The 20,619-nt window shown below is 54.8% G+C and carries 21 protein-coding genes; 15 read left to right on the forward strand and 6 right to left on the reverse strand.

What is annotated here, in order from left to right; genetic code table 11:
• Positions 1 to 214: 214 nt before the first annotated feature.
• From AP059_RS18585 to AP059_RS18615, 7 genes are all read left to right on the forward strand, one after another.
• Positions 215 to 712 carry a DUF6231 family protein gene (locus tag AP059_RS18585; protein ID WP_059764871.1) on the forward strand — a complete coding sequence of 166 codons (498 nt, stop codon included), beginning with the start codon at positions 215 to 217 and terminating at the stop codon, positions 710 to 712.
• Between the two features lie 4 nt (positions 713 to 716).
• On the forward strand, positions 717 to 1,193 hold the full coding sequence (locus tag AP059_RS18590) for a YchJ family protein (protein ID WP_059764873.1): 477 nt from the start codon (positions 717 to 719) through the stop codon (positions 1,191 to 1,193).
• Positions 1,194 to 1,225: 32 nt separating this feature from the next.
• Positions 1,226 to 1,711: an LEA type 2 family protein gene (locus AP059_RS18595; protein WP_256209943.1), complete on the forward strand. Its 486-nt coding sequence runs from the start codon at positions 1,226 to 1,228 to the stop codon at positions 1,709 to 1,711.
• A gap of 7 nt (positions 1,712 to 1,718) precedes the next feature.
• The gene (locus tag AP059_RS18600) at positions 1,719 to 1,931 is read left to right on the forward strand and encodes an SEC-C metal-binding domain-containing protein (RefSeq protein WP_048362703.1); all 213 of its coding nucleotides are present in this window, start codon (positions 1,719 to 1,721) and stop codon (positions 1,929 to 1,931) included.
• 202 nt (positions 1,932 to 2,133) lie between these two features.
• Complete coding sequence (locus tag AP059_RS18605) at positions 2,134 to 2,775, forward strand: glutathione binding-like protein (RefSeq protein WP_048401092.1); 642 nt, start codon at positions 2,134 to 2,136, stop codon at positions 2,773 to 2,775.
• Positions 2,776 to 2,946: 171 nt separating this feature from the next.
• Entirely contained in the window at positions 2,947 to 5,391 is a 2,445-nt protein-coding gene (locus tag AP059_RS18610) for a penicillin acylase family protein (RefSeq protein WP_059764877.1), read from the forward strand.
• A 98-nt stretch (positions 5,392 to 5,489) separates the two neighbouring features.
• Positions 5,490 to 6,617 carry a succinylglutamate desuccinylase/aspartoacylase family protein gene (locus tag AP059_RS18615; protein WP_059764879.1) on the forward strand — a complete coding sequence of 376 codons (1,128 nt, stop codon included), beginning with the start codon at positions 5,490 to 5,492 and terminating at the stop codon, positions 6,615 to 6,617.
• Between the two features lie 116 nt (positions 6,618 to 6,733).
• On the opposite strand, the gene AP059_RS18620 is transcribed toward AP059_RS18615, so the two are convergent.
• Positions 6,734 to 6,934 carry a hypothetical protein gene (locus tag AP059_RS18620; RefSeq protein WP_048362699.1) on the reverse strand — a complete coding sequence of 67 codons (201 nt, stop codon included), beginning with the start codon at positions 6,932 to 6,934 and terminating at the stop codon, positions 6,734 to 6,736.
• Positions 6,935 to 7,028: 94 nt separating this feature from the next.
• On the reverse strand, positions 7,029 to 7,595 hold the full coding sequence (gene dcd, locus AP059_RS18625; protein WP_048362698.1) for a dCTP deaminase: 567 nt from the start codon (positions 7,593 to 7,595) through the stop codon (positions 7,029 to 7,031).
• A gap of 352 nt (positions 7,596 to 7,947) precedes the next feature.
• On the opposite strand from dcd, the gene AP059_RS18630 reads away from it, so the two are divergent.
• Positions 7,948 to 8,157, forward strand: a complete 210-nt coding sequence (locus AP059_RS18630) for a cold-shock protein (protein ID WP_002554837.1) — start codon at positions 7,948 to 7,950, stop codon at positions 8,155 to 8,157.
• A 160-nt stretch (positions 8,158 to 8,317) separates the two neighbouring features.
• On the opposite strand, the gene apbC is transcribed toward AP059_RS18630, so the two are convergent.
• A complete protein-coding gene (gene apbC, locus AP059_RS18635) occupies positions 8,318 to 9,412 on the reverse strand; it encodes an iron-sulfur cluster carrier protein ApbC (protein ID WP_059764880.1) in 1,095 nt (364 codons plus the stop codon).
• A gap of 174 nt (positions 9,413 to 9,586) precedes the next feature.
• Between apbC and metG the strand changes: the two genes are divergently transcribed.
• The 4 genes from metG (at position 9,587) to AP059_RS18655 (ending at position 13,828) form a co-directional block, all read left to right on the forward strand.
• The gene (metG, locus tag AP059_RS18640) at positions 9,587 to 11,638 is read left to right on the forward strand and encodes a methionine--tRNA ligase (RefSeq protein WP_059764882.1); all 2,052 of its coding nucleotides are present in this window, start codon (positions 9,587 to 9,589) and stop codon (positions 11,636 to 11,638) included.
• Positions 11,639 to 11,852: 214 nt separating this feature from the next.
• On the forward strand, positions 11,853 to 12,836 hold the full coding sequence (rsxB, locus tag AP059_RS18645) for an electron transport complex subunit RsxB (RefSeq protein ID WP_059764884.1): 984 nt from the start codon (positions 11,853 to 11,855) through the stop codon (positions 12,834 to 12,836).
• A 67-nt stretch (positions 12,837 to 12,903) separates the two neighbouring features.
• Entirely contained in the window at positions 12,904 to 13,542 is a 639-nt protein-coding gene (gene nth, locus AP059_RS18650) for an endonuclease III (RefSeq protein WP_059764887.1), read from the forward strand.
• Between the two features lie 106 nt (positions 13,543 to 13,648).
• Entirely contained in the window at positions 13,649 to 13,828 is a 180-nt protein-coding gene (locus AP059_RS18655) for a PA3496 family putative envelope integrity protein (RefSeq protein ID WP_059764889.1), read from the forward strand.
• A 96-nt stretch (positions 13,829 to 13,924) separates the two neighbouring features.
• On the opposite strand, the gene AP059_RS18660 is transcribed toward AP059_RS18655, so the two are convergent.
• Positions 13,925 to 14,551, reverse strand: coding sequence for a response regulator transcription factor (locus tag AP059_RS18660; protein WP_047274014.1), 627 nt, complete (start codon positions 14,549 to 14,551; stop codon positions 13,925 to 13,927).
• Between the two features lie 1,018 nt (positions 14,552 to 15,569).
• Between AP059_RS18660 and AP059_RS18665 the strand changes: the two genes are divergently transcribed.
• Entirely contained in the window at positions 15,570 to 16,358 is a 789-nt protein-coding gene (locus tag AP059_RS18665) for a hypothetical protein (protein ID WP_059764891.1), read from the forward strand.
• Between the two features lie 68 nt (positions 16,359 to 16,426).
• Here the strand turns inward: AP059_RS18665 and AP059_RS18670 are convergent, their stop codons facing one another.
• Positions 16,427 to 17,644 (reverse strand): argininosuccinate synthase, encoded by a 1,218-nt coding sequence (locus tag AP059_RS18670; protein WP_059764893.1) that lies wholly within the window; start codon positions 17,642 to 17,644, stop codon positions 16,427 to 16,429.
• 128 nt (positions 17,645 to 17,772) lie between these two features.
• Entirely contained in the window at positions 17,773 to 18,678 is a 906-nt protein-coding gene (locus AP059_RS18675; RefSeq protein ID WP_059764895.1) for a flagellar protein MotY, read from the reverse strand.
• Positions 18,679 to 18,833: 155 nt separating this feature from the next.
• On the opposite strand from AP059_RS18675, the gene pyrC reads away from it, so the two are divergent.
• Positions 18,834 to 19,880 (forward strand): dihydroorotase, encoded by a 1,047-nt coding sequence (gene pyrC, locus AP059_RS18680; RefSeq protein ID WP_059764897.1) that lies wholly within the window; start codon positions 18,834 to 18,836, stop codon positions 19,878 to 19,880.
• The gene (gene rnt / locus AP059_RS18685; protein WP_059764899.1) at positions 19,877 to 20,548 is read left to right on the forward strand and encodes a ribonuclease T; all 672 of its coding nucleotides are present in this window, start codon (positions 19,877 to 19,879) and stop codon (positions 20,546 to 20,548) included. The genes pyrC and rnt overlap by 4 nt, the downstream gene beginning before the upstream one ends.
• Positions 20,549 to 20,619 lie beyond the last annotated feature (71 nt).

Raw genomic sequence — 20,619 nt, forward strand, 5'->3', positions numbered from 1 at the left:
CCCCTTTATTTATGTCTTTTTATGTTTTTCTTTGCACGCACCTTAACGGCTCGCACGATAGCTGCGCCAGAGGCCTCGGGAAAATATTCCTGATCGCCTGAGGCCACGCAGGGAATTGACCCGGCCCACACTGCTCCGCCAATAAGCCGCACACATCGACTAGGCCGCGCGCGCTTGGCACGCTAGTCTTGAGCGCTCTGATTGAGGACTGACGATGACCTTTGCTATCTCCACCCGCACGCCCCAGCAGGCCTTGGCGGCACTGCTCGATCGTTATGCGCCACAGCGTTTGCTGGTCGTCGGCGCCAGCCGTTTCCCGGCCCTGGAGGCTTATAAGGAGGCTCACCCTGAGGCTTCAATCGCTCAGGCCGCACCCGCAGTCTTGCCGGACGAGTTGGCGGCCCAACGCTTTGACCTTGCCCTTGTGGTGGATTGCCTTGAACACCTGCCAAAACGCGTAGGCTTTGAATTGCTTGCCGGGATTCGTAATCTGAATGCCAGCCGGATTGCCGTGTTGGCAGATCTGACTGCTTGCGAGTGGGCCGAAACGGATTTTTTCGCCTTGGGCCTACAGAACAATGAGAACTTTCAGCGTGACGAGCAGATGCTGACGCTGTTCACTTATGACTTACGCGAGTACAAACAAGTGCCCGACTGGTTGAATGCCAGGTTCTGGGCCAATCCGCAAAATTTCGGCAAGTATTGGTGGTAACCCGATGAGTACATCTATTTGCCCCTGCGGCACCGGCAATTTACTCGACGCATGCTGCGGGCACTATCACGACGGCATGGGGGCTCCCAGCGCCGAAACACTCATGCGCTCGCGCTACAGCGCTTATGTGCTGGGGCTGATCGATTATCTGATTGGCACGACTTTACCCGTGCAGCAACCCGGCCTGGATCGCCAGTCGATTGCAGCCTGGAGTGCCCAAAGCACTTGGTTGGGCCTGGAAGTTGAACAGAGCGAGGTCTTTGGCGGTCAACCTGAACACGCCTTTGTGACTTTCACTGCACGTTGGCACGACGCCGACGGTGAACACCACCACCGAGAGCGCTCCTCGTTTGTGCAAAGCGCTGGTCGCTGGTATTTCATCGATCCCACAGTACCGCTCAAAGTAGGCCGCAATGATGCGTGCCCCTGCGCCAGCGGGCTTAAATTCAAAAAATGCTGCGCCAGCTATTTCGCCCAATAAGCTGAACTGACGCGCGTAATAAGGAGCAAGGAATGGAATCTCGGGCACTTATTAGAAGCTCATTCGCCGTCATGTTAATTGTGGCGCTTTCAGGTTGTGCGTCATGGTTTGAATCAGCCGACAAGGACCCGCAAGTTCGCCTTGCCAAAGTGGAGCTGGTTCAAGCAAAGCTGCTGGAGCAACGCTTCAAACTGCATTTCAGGGTGGATAACCCTAATGACTCGACGCTGACCGTTCGCGGTCTGAGCTACAAAGTGTATCTGGGGCCCGTCTTGCTGACCGAAGGCGATCACAGCCAGTGGTTCAGCGTTGAGCCAAAAAGCCACGTCGACTATGTCGTACCGGTACGCACCAATATGTGGCAACACGTCAAACCGCTGGTCAAACTGCTCGAATCCCCCGATCAACCGATCCCTTACCGGCTGGAAGGCATACTGGAAACCGGATTGTTCTACGGTAACGACGTGCACCTGATGCGCAAAGGCGAGATAATCCCCGGCGATTTTATTCCAGAGTGATTGAGCAATGACCCAGCAACCCCACGTTCACGGCCCGGACTGCAACCACGATCATGACCAGCATGATCACGCCCATGACCACGATAACGGTCATGTGCATGGCCCGAACTGCGGTCACGCCCACCAGGAGCCTGTGCGCAATGCGTTGAAAGACGTTGGCCGCAACGACCCTTGCCCGTGCGGCAGCAGCAAGAAATTCAAGAAGTGCCACGGCGCCTGATACTTTTAAAGCGCCTCGCCCACGCCGCACTTGCCTTCAAGCATGTGCGGCGTGTGTGTTTTCACCACATGAAAAATGCATCCAGAACAGGGTCAGGTACTTTCTTCCTGCACAAGATTGGGAGTAAAACTGACAGGCCGCGGTGAACTGTTACCTTTGGCTGGCATCAGTTGCTGCGTGAACTTCCCTTCTGGAGCCCTTCATGATCGATCTTTATTACTGGACCACCCCCAACGGCCACAAGATTTCGCTATTCCTTGAAGAAGCGGGGCTGCCCTATAACGTTCACCCGGTGAACATCGGCAAAAACGAACAGTTCGAACCGTCCTTTCTGAAGATCGCACCTAACAACCGCATCCCGGCCATCGTCGACCAAACCCCGGCAGACGGCGGCGCCCCGCTGTCACTGTTTGAATCCGGCGCTATCTTGTTGTACCTCGCCGAAAAAACGGGCCAATTCCTGCCCAAGGACCTGCGCGGCCGGCAAATGGCGCTGCAATGGCTGTTTTGGCAAATGGGCGGCCTGGGGCCGATGGCCGGGCAAAACCATCACTTCAATCGTTTTGCGCCAGAAAAGATTCCTTATGCCATCAAGCGCTATACCGACGAAACCGCACGCCTCTACGGTGTATTGAACAAGCAGCTGGAAGGTCGGGAGTTTGTCGCAGGCGACACGTACAGCATCGCCGACATGGCGATTTACCCCTGGATTGTGCCTCACACCTGGCAAGGTCAAAACCTGGATGACTTCCCGGCGCTCAAAGCCTGGTTCGCCCGCGTCAAGGCACGTCCCGCAACCGAGCGGGCTTATGCGCTGGTGGAAAAAATCAATCCATCGAAGTAAACAGATCCCATCGCTACGCGTGGCTATCTGCGCTGTTTTTGACAGCGTGGCGGGGCATTAATCGCCACCTGTCATACCGACCTCAGCTTTTATCTGGCTAGCCCTTGCGCGCCATCATCGGCCTCACTAACGTAGCGCCTTTCGATGACATCCCCCCGCAGGAGCTTTGCCATGGCCTCGCCAGCCCTCACTCATTTTTTACCCCGGTTCGGCGTTGCCGCGGCAGTGGTCGGCTTTTTAAGCCTGACCGGTTGCCAGATAAACAATCACGCCTCTCAAAGCCTGGTACCTGCCTTCGGCGTGCAACCGCTCAAAGGGTTGGCCCAGAACGTCTCGGTGCGTCGTAATAGTCAGGGCATGCCGCTGATTGAAAGCAGCAGCTTTCATGACGCGTTGTTCACCCTGGGTTACGTGCATGCGAGTGATCGCTTCAGCCAAATGGTGCGCTTGCGCTTGCTTGCTCAGGGCCGCCTGGCGGAACTCAACGGCGCCGACGCCCTGCAAACCGATCGCCTGATGCGCAGCATCAACCTGAAAAAAAACGCCAGCGAACTCTATAAAAGTGCATCGCCGCGCCTCAAAAGGTTCTTCGAAGTCTATGCTCGCGGCGTGAACGCTTACGTGTTCCGCTACCGCGACAAACTGCCCGCTGATCTGGCACAGGCCGGTTATAAAGCCGAGTACTGGAAGCCTGAAGATTCAGCCTTGATTTTCAGCCTGCTGAGCTTCGGCATGTCGACCAACTTGCAAGAAGAGCTGAACACCTTGGTGCTGGCGCAGAAAGTCGGCACCGACAAGCTCCCATGGCTGGTGCCGACGTACCCCGGCGAAGCCTTGCCCAGCGCCGAGGCCGACAAACTCAAAGGCCTGAACCTGAGCAGCCAGTTACAAGGGTTGGACAGCGTCACTCAAGCCCTTGAGCAAGTCACGCGCTTGAGTATGCCGGGCGTCACCGCGTCCAGTGACTGGGCGTTTGGCCCACAGCGCAGCCGCACAGGCAAAAGCCTGCTGGCCACTGATATCCACCAACCGATTGGCATACCGTCCGCCTGGAGCTACGTGCAAATTCGCGCACCAAAATATCAGGCTGCTGGCGCCTCGATTGCGGGCCTACCGACGCTGTTTGCCGGTTTCAATGGCAAAGTCGCTTGGGGCATGAGCATGGCGATGGGCGACAACCAGGACGTATTCCTGGAGAAGCTCAAGCGCCAGGGCAACAGTGTGTATTACCTCGCCAATGGCAAATGGGTGCCCGCGAGTGTGCGCAACGAAACCTTTTTCATCAAAGGCCAGCGCCCCATTCGCGAAGCACTGTATGAAACCCGCCACGGCCCTTTGCTCAATAACCCGCTGAACAGCACTCTGGGGCTTGCCCTGCAAGTACCGGACTTCAAGGGTGACAAGACCCTTGATGCGTTTTTCGATCTGTCGCGTGCGCAAAACAGTGAAGCCGCCTCCGATGCCAGTCGCGAAATCCGCGCCGTAGCGCTGAATCTTCTCTATGCAGACGCCCAACACATCGGCTGGCAATTGACGGGGCTTTATCCTAATCGCCGCGAAGGTCTGGGGTTGTTCCCGTCGCCGGGCTGGGACAGTCGCTATGACTGGGATGGTTATGCCGACGCCATGCTGCACCCCTACGACCAGGACCCGGCGCAAGGCTGGCTCGGCATGGCGAACCAGCGCACGGCTGCGTACGGCTATGGCATGCAGCTGTCCAACTCGTGGTTATCGCCCGAGCGCAGTGAGCGCATTGCGCAACTGGCGGCCAGCGGCAGGCAGGACGCGCGCAGCCTGATTGCCATGCAGTACGACCAGACCACCCTGTTCGCCCCCAAGCTTAAGGCCATGCTTACAGCCCCCGGCATGGCGCAGCCGTTGAAGCAAGCGATTGCCGGGCTACCCGCAGGCGAGCAGGTCAAAGCCCGCGAAGCCTTGGCGCGCTTATTGGCGTTTGACGGCAAACTCAGCGCCACCTCCGCCGATGCGGCGTTGTATGAACTGTTTTTGCAGCAAAGTGCCGAGCAAACGTTCCTCAGCGCACTTGGCCCGCAAAACAGCGCGAGCTGGAAGGCCTTCATCAGCAATGGCAACCTGTCGTACTCCGCTCAGGCTGACCACCTGTTGAGCCGCGAAGACAGCCCGTTCTGGGATGATGCAAAAACGGCGCAAAAAGAAGACAAACCCACGGTGTTGGCGCGCAGCCTGGTGGCCGCAGTGAACGCCGCAGAACAGTCGATGGGCCCCGATCACAAAGCCTGGCAATGGGGCAAGCTGCACCATTACGTATGGCGTAACGCCGAAGGGCAAACCGTGCGCGGCCCGATTGCAGCGGGCGGCGATCACACCACGCTGAACATGGCGGCCTACAACATGGGCGCTGGCGATTTCGAGGCCACTGTGATTCCAGCAATGCGCATGATCATCGACTTTGGCCAAATCGAACCCATGATGGCGCAAAACAGCACGGGACAATCGAGTAACCCGGCCAGCCCGCATTATGCTGACGGCATCGATCCGTGGCTCAAGGGCCAGTACCTCAGCTTCCCGATGCAGCCGCAAAACTTTGACAAGGTGTATGGCAAAACACGATTGACTCTGACACCCGGAAAGTAAAACCGGCGGCCAGACCTATGAGGCGCAGGCCCCGGCTAAGGCCAAGATGCCCTTGCGCTGCGAATTGACGTTTACTACCCGTTCTCCAGGATTTTCTTATGCGCGCACAACGACATCAGATCCACCCTTTGCTGGCCCCGGTGCCGGGTACTGAACGATTCATCCATAGCTTTCATTACGGGCCAGCGCAGCCACAGGGCAAGGTCTACATCCAGGCGTCCCTGCACGCCGATGAACTGCCCGGCATGTTGGTGGCCTGGCACCTCAAGCAGCGCCTGGCCGAGCTGCAAACGGCTGGCCGACTGCGCAGCGAGATCGTGATCGTCCCGGTGGCCAACCCGACGGGCCTTGAGCAAGTGTTGATGGACGTACCTGTAGGCCGTTTTGAGCTGTCCAGCGGGCAAAACTTCAACCGCCAATTCCTCGATTTGAGCGGACCGATTGGCGATGCCATCGAAGGTCTTTTGACCGACGATGCCACGCACAACCTGCACCTCATCCGCCGTCATTTGCGTGATGCGCTTGCGGCACAAGTGCCCGCCACGCAACTGCAATCACAGCGTTTGACCCTGCAAAAACTGGCCTGCGATGCAGACATGGTGCTGGACTTACATTGCGATTTCGAAGCCGTTGCGCACCTGTACACCACTCCCGAAGCCTGGCCACAGGTCGAGCCACTGGCCCGGCGCATCGGCGCGCAAGCCAGCCTGCTGGCAACCGACTCCGGGGGCTTGTCCTTCGACGAGTGCTTTACCCTGCTGTGGTGGGCGTTGAGCCAGCGCTTTGGGCACGCTGCGGCAATCCCGCAGGGCAGTTTTTCGGTCACCGTCGAGCTGCGCGGCCAAGAGGATGTGAGCCACTCACTGGCCGAACAAGACTGTCAGGCATTGATTGACTACCTGATCGATTTTGGCGCCATTGAAGGCCAACCCGCGCCACTTCCGGCCCTCATGTACCCTGCGACCCCTCTGGCCGGGGTTGAACCCGTCACAACGGCCGTCGGGGGCTTGCTGGTGTTCAGCGCAAAACCGGGCGATTACCTGAAAGCCGGTGCGTTGGTTGCCCAGGTCATTGATCCGATCAGTGATCGCGTCACGCCCATTCATTGCACCTGTTCAGGCGTGTTGTATGCCCGTGTCACACGCCGCATGGCCACCGCCGGGATGGTCATTGCGCATGTGGCAGGTGAGCAGGCATATCGCAGCGGGTATCTGTTATCGGCTTGAGGTTCGGCCAGGCTGCTGGGCCGGTGCTGAGCCCACACGGCACACAACACCCGCAATTGAGCATCGGGTGTTGGCCGGCACGGGTCACAGACGGCTGAGGGTGGCGTATTGAACATTCACGCCACAGGCGCAGGCGGCGGCTCATCCGGCAGCGTCGGCACGCCGGGTTCTGTAGGTTGCGGGGTATCGGGGTCTGGCTGGCCGGGAATACCGCCTGCCTGGATCTGAGGGTGTGCAAGTAACGACCAGGCCAGCATCCCGACCTGATTAGGTTCAAGGTTTGCCAACTGGGCGCGGATACTCGGATCAATCTTCATAAGGGCACTCCTGAGCGTGGATCCGGCTCGCTGGGTGCATCACCGGAAATACACTCAGTAGAGTGCATTTGCGCTCAGGAATTCCCTCTGTTCGTCAGGTACGAGGCAAGGTGACGCCACGTTGGCCCTGATATTTACCGCCACGGTCTTTATAAGACACTTCGCACTCTTCATCGGATTCGAAGAACAGCATCTGCGCGACACCTTCATTGGCGTAGATTTTCGCCGGTAATGTCGTGGTATTGGAGAACTCCAGCGTGACGTGGCCTTCCCACTCAGGCTCAAGCGGTGTCACGTTCACGATGATGCCGCAACGAGCGTAGGTGCTTTTACCCAGACAGATGGTCAATACGTTGCGCGGGATACGGAAGTATTCGACGGTGCGCGCCAGAGCAAAAGAGTTCGGCGGGATGATGCAGACATCGCTGGTGACATCGACAAAGCTGCCTTCATCGAAGTTTTTAGGGTCGACGGTGGCGGAGTTGATGTTGGTGAACACCTTGAATTCGTTCGCGCAACGTACGTCATAACCGTAGCTCGACACACCGTAGGAGATCAGACGGTTTGCGCCTTCGCCACGAACCTGGCGCTCAACGAAAGGTTCGATCATGCCGTGCTCTTGCGCCATGCGGCGAATCCACTTGTCTGATTTGATGCTCATGGCGGGGTGTCCTGAATAGCGAGGTGGAAAAATTCTGTCCGGCATCTTACCGGGGCGCGGGGCCAGGTTCAAAAAACTGGAACAGATTTATTAAAAATAGCGCTAAGCGCCGTGAATACAGGCCGTCAGGCCAACCGTCAGTCACGTTTTTAGAGAAACCTTCGCAAAGACCCTTTGCACGTTCCTGAAAAAGGGTTAAGGTGGCGCCACTGTGCTGCTTGTGTCACTGAGAATCTCTACACGATGTTGAATTTCGATCCAACCATCTCCAAGAATTTTTCCTGCTCTTTGCACTCAGTCTCGGCCAGGGCTTTTCCTGCGTCGCAGTTATCTTTGTTCAAGGAGTTACACCATGTCTAATCGCCAAACTGGTACCGTTAAGTGGTTCAACGATGAAAAAGGCTTCGGCTTCATCACTCCACAATCCGGTGACGACCTGTTTGTTCACTTCAAAGCAATCCAATCCGACGGCTTCAAGAGCCTGAAAGAAGGCCAACAGGTTTCTTTCATCGCTACTCGCGGTCAGAAAGGCATGCAAGCTGAGGAAGTTCAAGTTATCTAACTTGTACTGATCCAGTAAAAAACCCCGCCCTCAAAAGCGGGGTTTTTTTATGCCCGCAAAATCAACCACAAAGCTTGAGCCTGTCTCGCAATGCTTTCAAGTCCGCCTTTTGAATCCAGACGAACAACATCGCGAGAAAGAGCAACCCCTTACCTCAGCATCAATCGTCGCTGGAGGTAATCGTCGGCATGGCCTGTGACGTCGCTTCATGCAGGACAATGCGCGCGCCCACGTGGCGGGCCAGCTCCTGATAGATCATCGCGATCTGGCTATCCGGCTCTGCAATCGCCGTCGGCTTGCCACTGTCCGCTTGCTCGCGGATGCTCATCGATAACGGCAATGACGCCAGCACCTCAACACCATATTGAGTTGCCAGTTTTTCACCTCCCCCCTCGCCAAACAGATGCTCTGCGTGACCGCAATTGGAGCAGATATGAATCGCCATATTCTCGACAACACCCAACACAGGGATGTTGACCTTGCGGAACATTTCGACGCCCTTGCGAGCATCCAGCAACGCCAGATCCTGCGGCGTAGTGACGACAACAGACCCGGTAACCGGGACTTTTTGCGCTAACGTCAACTGGATATCCCCGGTGCCGGGCGGCATGTCGATGACCAGATAGTCCAAATCATTCCAGGCGGTTTGTGTTACCAACTGCAACAGTGCCCCGGACACCATCGGGCCGCGCCACACCATCGGCGTGTTGTCATCGGTCAAGAACGCCATCGACATCACTTCAACGCCATGGGCTTCTATGGGCACAAACCACTTCTGGTCACGGATTTTCGGGCGCGTGCCCTCGGCAATACCGAACATAACGCCCTGACTCGGACCATAGATGTCAGCATCCAGGATTCCGACCCGCGCACCTTCACGCGAAAGCGCAAGCGCAAGGTTGGCCGCAGTGGTCGATTTGCCGACTCCGCCCTTGCCCGAGGCCACTGCCACTATGTTCTTCACATTGGCCAAACCCGGGATTTGCGCTTGTGCCTTATGCGCAGCAATCACACAGTTGATCTCAACGTTGGCCTTTGCGACACCGTCCATATTCTCGATGGCCAATTGCAGCATCTGCGCCCAGCCTTTCTTGAACAAGCCAGCGGCATAGCCCAGCTCAAGCTGGACATTGACGCGATCACCCTGAACATCAATGTGCCGTACACATCCGGCACTGACCGGGTCCTGATTCAAATAAGGGTCAGTGTATTGGCGAAGTACAGCCTCCACCGCTGCGCGATTGACGGCGCTCATGGGCAACTCCCTAAATAGGTCTGAACAAAACAGGCCGCTATCCTAACCCTTCTAAAGCGGTGGACGCAGGCTTTTAAAAACAGCCGATGCCAACTGATACGCGCCCACGGGGTGAAATAAATTGCCCGGCGCTTTATAGTGGCCGACCACCGTCTCATCAAGTAGCCGAGCCCCATGTCCGAGCCACGCAAGATCCTCGTCACCAGCGCCCTGCCCTATGCCAATGGTTCAATCCACCTTGGCCATATGCTTGAGTACATCCAGACTGATATGTGGGTGCGCTTCCAGAAGCAACGCGGCAATCAATGCACTTACGTCTGCGCAGACGACGCTCACGGCTCGGCAATCATGTTGCGCGCCGAAAAAGAAGGCATCACGCCAGAGCAACTGATCGCCAATGTCCAGGCTGAACACTGCGCCGACTTTGCTGACTTCCATGTCGACTTTGACAATTTCCATTCGACCCACGCCGAAGAAAACCGTGAGCTGTCGAGTGCGATCTATATCAAGTTGCGCGAAGCAGGCCACATTGCCACTCGCTCGATCACCCAGTATTTCGACCCGGAAAAGAAGATGTTCCTGGCCGACCGCTTCATCAAGGGCACCTGCCCTAAATGCGGCACTGAAGATCAATACGGCGATAACTGCGAAAAATGTGGCGCCACTTACGCCCCCACCGATCTGAAGAACCCCAAGTCGGCCATTTCTGGTGCCACCCCGGTATTGAAGGATTCGCAGCATTTCTTCTTCAAGCTGCCCGACTTCGACGCCATGCTCAAGAGCTGGACGCGCAGCGGCGCACTGCAAGATGCGGTAGCGAACAAAATCGCCGAATGGCTGGATGCCGGGCTGCAACAGTGGGACATTTCCCGCGATGCACCGTACTTCGGCTTTGAAATCCCGGATGAACCGGGCAAGTACTTCTATGTGTGGCTGGATGCACCGATCGGCTACATGGCCAGCTTCAAAAACCTCTGCTCGCGTCGTCCAGAGCTGGATTTTGACGCGTACTGGGCCAAAGACTCCACCACCGAGCTGTACCACTTCATCGGCAAGGACATCGTGAACTTCCACGCGCTGTTCTGGCCCGCCATGCTCGAAGGCGCAGGCTATCGCAAGCCCACTGCCATCAACGTGCACGGCTACCTGACCGTTAACGGTCAAAAGATGTCCAAATCCCGCGGTACTTTTATCAAGGCCCGCACGTACCTGGATCATCTGGCGCCTGAGTACCTGCGCTACTACTACGCGTCCAAACTGGGGCGCGGCGTCGACGACCTGGACCTTAACCTTGAAGATTTCGTGCAGAAGGTTAACTCGGACCTGATCGGCAAAGTGGTCAACATTGCCAGCCGTTGTGCAGGATTCATCCATAAAGGCAATGCGGGCGTCATGGTTGAAGGCAACGCAGCGCCTGAACTGACTGAAGCGTTTCTCGCCGCCGAACCTAGCATTGCGCAAGCGTATGAAGCCCGCGACTTCGCGCGCGCCATGCGTGAGATCATGGCGCTGGCCGACCGTGCCAACGCCTGGATTGCCGAGAAAGCGCCTTGGGCAATGGCCAAACAAGAAGGCAAACAGGACGAAGTGCAGGCGGTCTGTGCCTTGGGCATCAACCTGTTCCGCCAACTGATCATTTTCCTCAAGCCCGTGTTGCCAGTGCTCGCAGCAGATGCCGAGGCATTTCTTAATGTCGAGCCTCTGACATGGGCTGACCACCGCACGCTACTCAACAATCATCAGTTGAATGCATTCAAGCCGCTGATGACCCGCATTGATCCAGTAAAAGTTCAAGCCATGACTGACGCCTCTAAAGAAGACCTGATTGCTAGCCAGACCGATACGGGGGCTGCCACGCCAAAAGGCAACGGCGAGCTGGTAAAAGAGCCGCTGGCGGACGAGATCGAGTTTGATGCATTCGCCGCCGTAGACCTGCGCGTCGCGCTGATTCTCAAAGCTGAAGCCGTGGAGGGCGCTGACAAACTCTTGCGCCTGACACTGGACATCGGCGATGAACAACGCAATGTGTTCTCCGGCATCAAAAGTGCCTACCCCAACCCGGCAGAGCTTGAAGGCCGCTTGACCATGATGATTGCCAACCTGAAGCCGCGCAAAATGCGCTTTGGCATCTCTGAAGGCATGGTGATGGCAGCCGGCCCTGGCGGCGAAGAAATCTACCTGCTGAGCCCGGACAGCGGCGCAAAGCCAGGCCAGCGCATCAAATAATACTTGCCTCACACACCCGCTAACGGCTTACAGGCCGTTAGCGGACGTTCATCAGTAGCCGCCCTTCCTGCCTTGTCGGATAATCAGCCACGCTCACTTAACCGTATCGAGCATGACTGATCTGACATTCACGCGTTATCGCCAGCCCACTTCAACCACCGCGCCGGATGAATAGCGCTTGGGGGCGGCCTGCTGTCGCTGGACATAAAACACCATGAGCCTGATTCAACAGATTGATGCTTTATTGCCGCAAACCCAGTGCGGAAAATGCGGCCATCCCGGTTGCAAACCCTACGCGCAGGGTATTGCTCAAGGCGAAGCGATTAATAAATGCCCGCCCGGTGCTGATGAAACCATTGGCGCGCTTGCCACATTGCTGAAAATACCCGTCATTGCACTGGACACGGAGCGCGGCACGGCACCGGCACAAATCGCCTTTATTCGCGAGGCCGAATGCATCGGCTGTACCAAGTGTATTCAAGCCTGCCCGGTAGACGCCATTCTGGGTGCAGCCAAGCTCATGCACACCGTAATAGTGGATGAATGCACGGGATGCGACTTGTGCGTAGCCCCCTGCCCTGTCGACTGCATTGAAATGCGTCCGCTACCTGGCGATGTGATCCCGGTGGTAAGCGGATTGGCTCACGGAGCAGCCCAGCGCCACGCACGCACGCGCAAGCGCGATCACGCTCGACAGCGTTATGAGCAGCGCGAGGCACGCCTGAGCCTTGAGGAGCAACTCAAGCAAGCACAACGGCTCGCTCGCACTCAGCAAACTCGTATACCCACCGTAGCCGCGCACAACCCGACAACCCCATCAGCGCCCCTTGCCGATGCAGCCCTTAAAAAGGCCAAAGTCACCCTTGCGATGGCGCGCGCCCAACTTCACAAATCGCTTAAAGCATTTGGCCATCCGCCGACTGCCCCACAGCAATCCCAGTTGATCCAGCTTCAAGCGCAATTTGAACGTGCAGAACAAGCATTGGCTCAACTCGAACAGCGTCCAGAGCTATCGAGTAACGCGCCCTTAACGCCGGGCGCCGATGTTAAGCGTGCAAAAATCCAGCTTGCTTTGCGTCGCGCAGAACTGAAAAAAGCCATTAACCAGGCATTGCCGAGTGAGCAGCTCACTTCACTGAACGAAGCAGTCACTCATGCCGAATTGACTCTGGCCGCACTAGACACCGTCAAAGCTTGAAATATCAGGCTTTGCACCTACTTACTCTCAAGGCCCTTAACACTGCACATCGGGAACCTTTTTACTCATGAATGCCGCTAAGCGCCTTGAAATATTTCGTCGATTTCACGAAGACAATCCTGAGCCCAAGACTGAACTGGCCTACACATCGCCCTTCGAACTATTGATCGCCGTGATTTTGTCAGCTCAGGCAACAGACGTTAGCGTAAACAAGGCGATGGCCAAGCTGTTCCCGGTCGCGAATACCCCAGAAGCCATCTACGCTCTGGGAATAGAAGGTTTATCGCACTACATCAAGACCATCGGCCTCTACAACAGCAAGGCCAAGAACGTGATTGAAGCCTGTCGCTTACTGATCGAGCGTCACGCCAGCCAAGTGCCTCAAACCCGCGAGGAGCTCGAAGCACTCCCTGGCGTAGGTCGCAAGACGGCTAATGTTGTACTGAACACTGCCTTCAGGCAGCTCACTATGGCGGTGGACACGCATATTTTCAGGGTTAGCAACCGGACAGGCATCGCCCCGGGCAAAAATGTGGTGGAGGTTGAAAAGCAATTGATGAAATTCGTACCCAAGCCTTACTTACTGGATGCCCACCACTGGCTGATCTTGCACGGCAGGTATGTGTGCCAGGCACGCAAGCCACGTTGCGGCAGTTGCCGCATTGAAGACCTATGCGAATTCAAGCAAAAAACATCCGATGATTGAACCATCGAAGCTTTTAGGGTTGATCGATTGAGAAAATCTTTTTTACCCCCGAAGCGTTTGTCGCTATAAGGGGCGCCAATAGCTGTCTTGGCCTGGAGTGAAAAGAATGAGCACTGGCAAAGAAAGACTGGATGACGAAGATTTGGATGAGCTGGACGATAGCGTTCCCACACCGTCCCCTGAACCTGTGGCGAAGATCAATCTCGCCAAACGCAGGACCATAGACAACCTTCTTGAGGAAAAGCGCCTCAAGAGACAACTGTCTGACTATGACTACGACCTATAGCCTCCTCAAAAGCCTCCTGTCCCGGAGGCTTTTTATTCTTAAGGACACAAGCCACAACACGCGGATGCATCAATAGCAGCTACGCTCATATCCCCTTCACACCAAGCCATTGCGTTGTGCAAGTTCGATCAGGTCAACCAGGGAGCGTGCATTGAGCTTTAGTAAAAGCCGGGTTTTATAGGTACTGACCGTTTTATTGCTCAAGAACATGCCATCGGCAATATCCTTGTTACTTTTCCCCCGCGCCAACTGTTGCAAGACCATCATTTCTCTCCCCGACAAGCGGTTCACCATATCCGCTTCACTCGCATTGCCAAGGCTCGTGCGTACCGAGTGCAGTGCCTGGTTGGGAAAGTAACTGTAACCGGACAGCACCGCTTTGATTGCACTGAGCAACTCGGTCAAGTCTTGCTGTTTGCATACATACCCCGCAGCTCCGGCCTGCATGCATCGCATGGAAAAATGACCGGGTGCCTGTGACGTCAATACCAGCACCTTTACGGGTAATGCAGGTGTTGAAAGTCGGGCTATAACCTCAAGCCCGTCAAGTTTGGGTATTCCTATATCCAGAATGACAATATCTGGCGCATGTTCACGCGCAAGTTGTAACGCATCTACACCGTTATCCGTCTCAGCAACGACTTCATAGCCATGTCGTTCCATGAGCATACGTACAGCAAGACGGATCACGGGATGGTCATCCACGATCAGCACTTTATTCATGGGCAATTCCAATTTTCGCTGTTCGAATTTTTAGAGTCAGCACAATAGCCTAGTCGTAACACCCTGGGCATAGCGCTCCCCCCCGAGCACTAACAGCCAAAGACATCACCTACATAAAATAACGATTTATCCTACAAAAAACCGCTCTGAAGAAAAACTTCCCGCCTCTCAAACGCGCGAATCACTCCACGTAAGAAAAATCGAACTGCGAAGCCTCCACTTACTATGGAATTAATCAAACGAGTGTTTTTTTGTGCAACCCCATCGCACTTACGCAAGCGATGCTTCGACGCAACGCCATACATCCACACACTGCTTTTTTCAATCACCTTCCTTTGCGCCCGCTCTGAAGCATCACTCAACTGCACATTATGTATGTGGTAATCGGCTGATATAAACGCGTAAAAATTACCTTACAAAACATCTGCAACGACTACCCATGCAAACAGAGAAATATTGACACACCTATTTAGCAGCCCATCAATCATTCAGCAAGAGCTTGGATGCGTATGGAAATATGACTACTAACCACACTAGCATGCCTTTACAACACTGCTACTCGGTAATAATTGTCTCCTGACAAAATCTACTCTCCTTTCATAAGAAAATATTTCAAATTATCACTTAAGGAAAAGTACTACAGATCATTCGGAAAGAGATTAAGCGTTACTTAATCAATACTAACAAGCACATTAGCCAAACCTGCCCAGCATTTGATCACACTCAAAAACCTCCACCTTCATCACTTATTGACGCATCACAAAAAAAGAAAACTTCCGAGCGACTTTCACGACAAATACTACAAAAAACCGTCAAAAACCCATATCCAGATATCGCGCATATAAATACAGGCCACGTTTATCCTTGCGGTTTCAAAAAGCCAGGTCTAGCTTTATAAGAAGTCACACTTTTCACCCTTGCGAACGTCCTCACTGACGCTGATAACAGCCAGGCAAGGCCCCCTTGCGCACAAACTATTTACGTAAAAACCACCCTTATTTTTCGCACAGGCCACATTATGATCACTCAAAAATACAAAGCCAAAAACCCGCTCACCGTCATCGCTATTTTTTCAATGCTGACGCAGGCATCCGCCTCTATTTCCTTGCCTTACATCAACAATGAGAACCAGGAGATCTATGTCTGGTTCTTGATGATTTTCCCACTTATTCTAATTTTTCTTTTTTTCATCACCTTAAACTTTAACAACAAATCCCTTTACTCGCCGTCCGATTTCACTAATGAAACAAACTTCATAACCACTAACACTGAACGCGCGCGCCCGCAAAACGAAGGCAGCAATCATTTCGCACATCCTTATGTGCCAGCACACAAAAAAGCCCTCAACTGGGCAAATGTGAAACTAACTCTTTGCCGCCCCCAAAGCCTTATTTTCTTACCTCAAGGGCATCGAGATTATGATTCAACGCACAGCAAACGACGCAAAATAAAAACCGTACTTGACATTAGCTCCTCCACCAGAGAGGCAAGCGCACCACAATCTATTACTTTAAAGAAGGCCGGAACAGACGGCCTGCACATCGCAAACCTTACTCATCCGAACCTTCATATCCTGGATAAAACCAGGCTGGAAGAAGTCCTCCACCGCCTGAATAAAGCCTTGCACCCGACCAAAAACATACTCAAGAAAAACACCACGCTTATTCTATTAATCAATCACCAGATCAATGCATTGATGCAAGACACTTCATTAGCAGTGCATGCACATAAGAAAAATCAGCTCATGGAAAACACGACGGTTATCACTTATAACACCCAGGATGACTCCCTCCGCTTGCCCTTTTGACGCTCGCCACTGAATGCCCCCCATAAAAAAGCCCTGACCAAGGCCAGGGCTTTTTAACACCGTGTGTATTAGAACAATTTACGGCCTTTGTTCGCAGCGATCCGCATGCGCAGCGCATTCAACTTGATAAAGCCTGCCGCATCCGCCTGATTGTAAGCACCGCCATCTTCTTCAAACGTTGCAATATTGGCATCAAACAATGATTCGTCGGATTTGCGCCCGGTCACAATCACATTGCCTTTATACAGTTTGAGGCGCACAACACCATTAACGTGCGCTTGGGACGCATCAATCATTTGTTGCAACATTACCCGCTCAGGGCTCCACCAGTAACCGGTGTAGATCAAACTGGCGTATTTAGGCATCAGCTCATCTTTCAAATGCGCCACTTCACGATCAAGCGTAATCGACTCGATAGCACGGTGCGCACGCAGCATGATGGTGCCGCCTGGCGTTTCATAGCAACCACGGGACTTCATGCCCACATAGCGGTTTTCAACGATATCGAGACGTCCAATACCATTCTCACCACCGATACGGTTCAGTGTCGCCAGCACTGTCGCCGGCGTCATTTCAACGCCATCCAGTGCAACGATGTCGCCATTACGGTAGGTCAGCTCCAGATACGTTGGCGTGTTAGGCGCGTCTTCGGGCGACTTGGTCCAACGCCACATATCCTCTTCGTGCTCGGTCCACGTGTCTTCCAGCACACCGCCCTCGTAAGAGATGTGCAGCAGGTTGGCATCCATCGAGTACGGGGATTTTTTCTTACCGTGACGCTCGATAGGGATGGCGTGCTTTTCAGCGTAATCCATCAGCTTTTCACGCGAGAGCAAATCCCACTCACGCCAAGGAGCAATCACTTTGACCCCAGGCTTCAAGGCATAGGCGCCAAGTTCAAAACGAACCTGGTCGTTACCTTTACCTGTAGCGCCGTGAGAAATGGCATCAGCGCCCGTTTCATTGGCGATTTCAATCAAACGCTTGGCAATCAGCGGGCGAGCAATCGATGTGCCCAGCAGGTATTCACCTTCGTAAACAGTATTGGCGCGGAACATAGGGAACACGAAGTCTCGAACGAACTCTTCGCGCAGGTCATCAATGTAGATTTCCTTGACGCCCATGGCTTGCGCCTTGGCACGTGCAGGCTCGACCTCTTCACCCTGACCCAGGTCAGCAGTAAAGGTTACGACTTCACAGTTATAAGTATCCTGCAGCCACTTCAGGATCACCGAAGTGTCCAGGCCGCCCGAATAAGCCAGAACGACCTTGTTTACGTCCGCCATGCCATCACTCCACGGGTTGTTCGAAAAGCCGAACAGTCTACCGCTCAAGTGTATGAATTTACAGAGGCGCGACAGCTTAAGACGACAAAGCGACAGTTACTTTCATTTGCGCGACGAACAAGGCGCATTCAAGAGACGTTTGCAGGGTTGATAACGCTTGCCGCCGGAGCCGTTTTTTCAGACGCGGGGGTACGATCGAGTCGCACACTGACTCGACGATTTTTCGCACGATTTGCCGCACTGGAATTGCGCACCAAAGGATACTGCTCACCGTGGAAACGCAGGGTGATTTGCGACTCTTGCAGGCCGTTCTCCTTGAAATAGTCCATCACGGCCAGCGCTCTGCGTCGGGACAAGTCCCGGTTGGTCAAGCGATTGCCGGTATTGTCGGAGTGACCGTCCAGCGTGACGTGGTTTACCGTAGGATCTGCCTTCATATAATCAACCATGACTTGCAGATTAATCCGCGCCTGAGCGTCCAGCTCAATACCTCCCCCCGGGAAGCCAATCTGAGTTTGGCGTACCTGTTCAAAGTTTTTCGGCAGCAGCTTGGCAGTACATGCCTCGTAATCACCATAAGCCTGACGGAACTTGACCGGTAACAAGCGAACCTCCGAGAGCCCACCTGACGAGGAGTAATGCCTGACCAACGGACTGCGACCTTCCAGCAACCCTCTGACCAAACTGCCTGCCTGGGCCTGAGAGCTGTTAAACAGCACGTGGCCGCGGTTTATGCGCACCGCCCCCAAATTAATATCACCACGCCCTGGCTGCCAGGGTGCAGCCGCAGCCAGCAGCGTCGCAGACCCTTCACCCATCATCGAGTTGTAGGCATTCAAACGGAAAACCGCTTGCTCACCCGCACGACGCACAAAGGCACCGGAACCGAAATCAGTGATGGGCTGAATCAGACGACACTCGAACTTGTCACCTTCTACCTTCCACTCGATATTCTCCAGACGCGTCTGAAAAGTCAGGGCCATGGCAGGCAGGCTGGCAAACATACTGAGTAGGGCTAGATAACGCTGGCGCACGGGAGGCTCCACAGGCTTGTACGGCAAAAAAACAGCAAACAGATTTACGGCGTTCTCAAGAGATATCGGTTAAGCGCCACAAAACTTGATAGCGAGTGCCTGAGAGAGTGTTTTCCGGTAGCATTCGCCTCAGTTTGACCCGCCTGGAATCCCCAATGTCCGACCGCCTGACCCTGCTGCGTCCCGACGACTGGCACATACATCTTCGCGATGGCGCCATGTTGCCTCACACTGTCGCGGATGTTGCGCGCACTTTTGGCCGCGCCATCATCATGCCCAACCTGGTACCTCCGGTGCGTAATGCAACCGAAGCAGATGCCTATCGCCAGCGTATTTTAGCTGCGCGCCCTGACGGTAGCCGCTTCGAACCGTTGATGGTCCTTTACCTCACCGATCGCACACAGCCTGAAGATATTCGTACGGCCAAGGCTTGCGGTTTCGTTCACGCTGCCAAGCTTTATCCTGCTGGCGCCACAACCAACTCCGACTCTGGCGTCACCAGCATCGATGCCATTTTCCCGGTGCTTGAAGCCATGGCCGAAGTCGGCATGCCATTGCTGATCCACGGCGAAGTAACACGCAGCGATGTGGATGTATTCGATCGCGAAAAAATCTTCATCGACGAGCACATGCGCCGCGTTGTGGATCGCTTTCCTACGCTGAAAGTTGTGTTTGAGCACATAACCACTGCCGATGCAGTGCAGTTCGTCAACGAGGCCTCGGCCAACGTCGGCGCAACCATCACCGCTCATCACCTGCTCTACAACCGCAACCATATGTTGGTGGGGGGCATTCGCCCGCACTTCTATTGCTTGCCTATTCTCAAGCGCAACACCCATCAGGAAGCGCTGTTGGATGCGGCAACCAGTGGCAGCGAAAAGTTTTTCCTGGGTACCGATTCGGCCCCGCATGCCCAACACGCAAAAGAAGCAGCGTGCGGCTGTGCTGGCTGCTATACCGCATACGCGGCCATTGAGCTGTATGCCGAAGCCTTTGAACAGCGCAATGCGCTGAACAAACTGGAGGCATTTGCCAGCTTGAACGGCCCGCGCTTCTACGGTTTGCCGCCAAGCGCCGAACACATCACCCTGGTTCGCCAGGAGTGGACCGCCCCAAGCAGCCTGCCCTTCGGCGAGCTGACCGTAATCCCGCTGCGCGCCGGTGAAAAACTGCGCTGGCGCCTGCTGGAGGAACAGTTGTGAGTGACGACCATTTTGATGACGAACACGAAGGCGGTCATAGCGGCCCTCGCCACCCAATGGCCGAGCGCTTTCGCGGTTACCTGCCGGTTGTGATTGATGTTGAAACCGGTGGTTTCAATTGCGCGACCGATGCATTGCTGGAAATTGCCGCTGTGACCATCGGCATGGACGAAAAAGGCTTCGTGTTCCCCGAGCACACCTATTTCCACCGTGTTGAGCCGTTCGAAGGTGCCAACATCGAAGCCGCTGCGCTGGAGTTCACCGGCATCAAGCTTGATCACCCACTGCGAATGGCCGTTAGCGAAGAAACCGCGCTGAATGACATCTTCCGTGGCGTACGCAAAGCCTTGAAAGCCAACGGCTGCAAGCGAGCCATTCTGGTAGGCCATAACAGCAGTTTCGATTTGGGCTTCCTGAACGCTGCTGCCGCGCGCCTGGACATGAAGCGTAATCCGTTTCATCCCTTCTCAAGCTTTGACACTGCAACACTGGCAGGCTTGGCCTATGGTCAAACCGTTTTGGCCAAGGCGTGTCAGGCCGCTGATATCGACTTCGACGGGCGCGAAGCACACTCGGCACGTTACGACACCGAAAAAACAGCTGAGCTGTTCTGTGGCATCGTCAACAGCTGGAAACAAATGGGCGGTTGGAAAGACTTCAACGACTGATTCAGTCGCTTGGACTTTCTTGCCAGCCTAAAAAAACCGGACACTGAGTCCGGTTTTTTTATACCTGAAAC

This window comes from Pseudomonas sp. TAA207, assembly GCF_001529285.1.
Classification (GTDB): domain Bacteria; phylum Pseudomonadota; class Gammaproteobacteria; order Pseudomonadales; family Pseudomonadaceae; genus Aquipseudomonas; species Aquipseudomonas weihenstephanensis.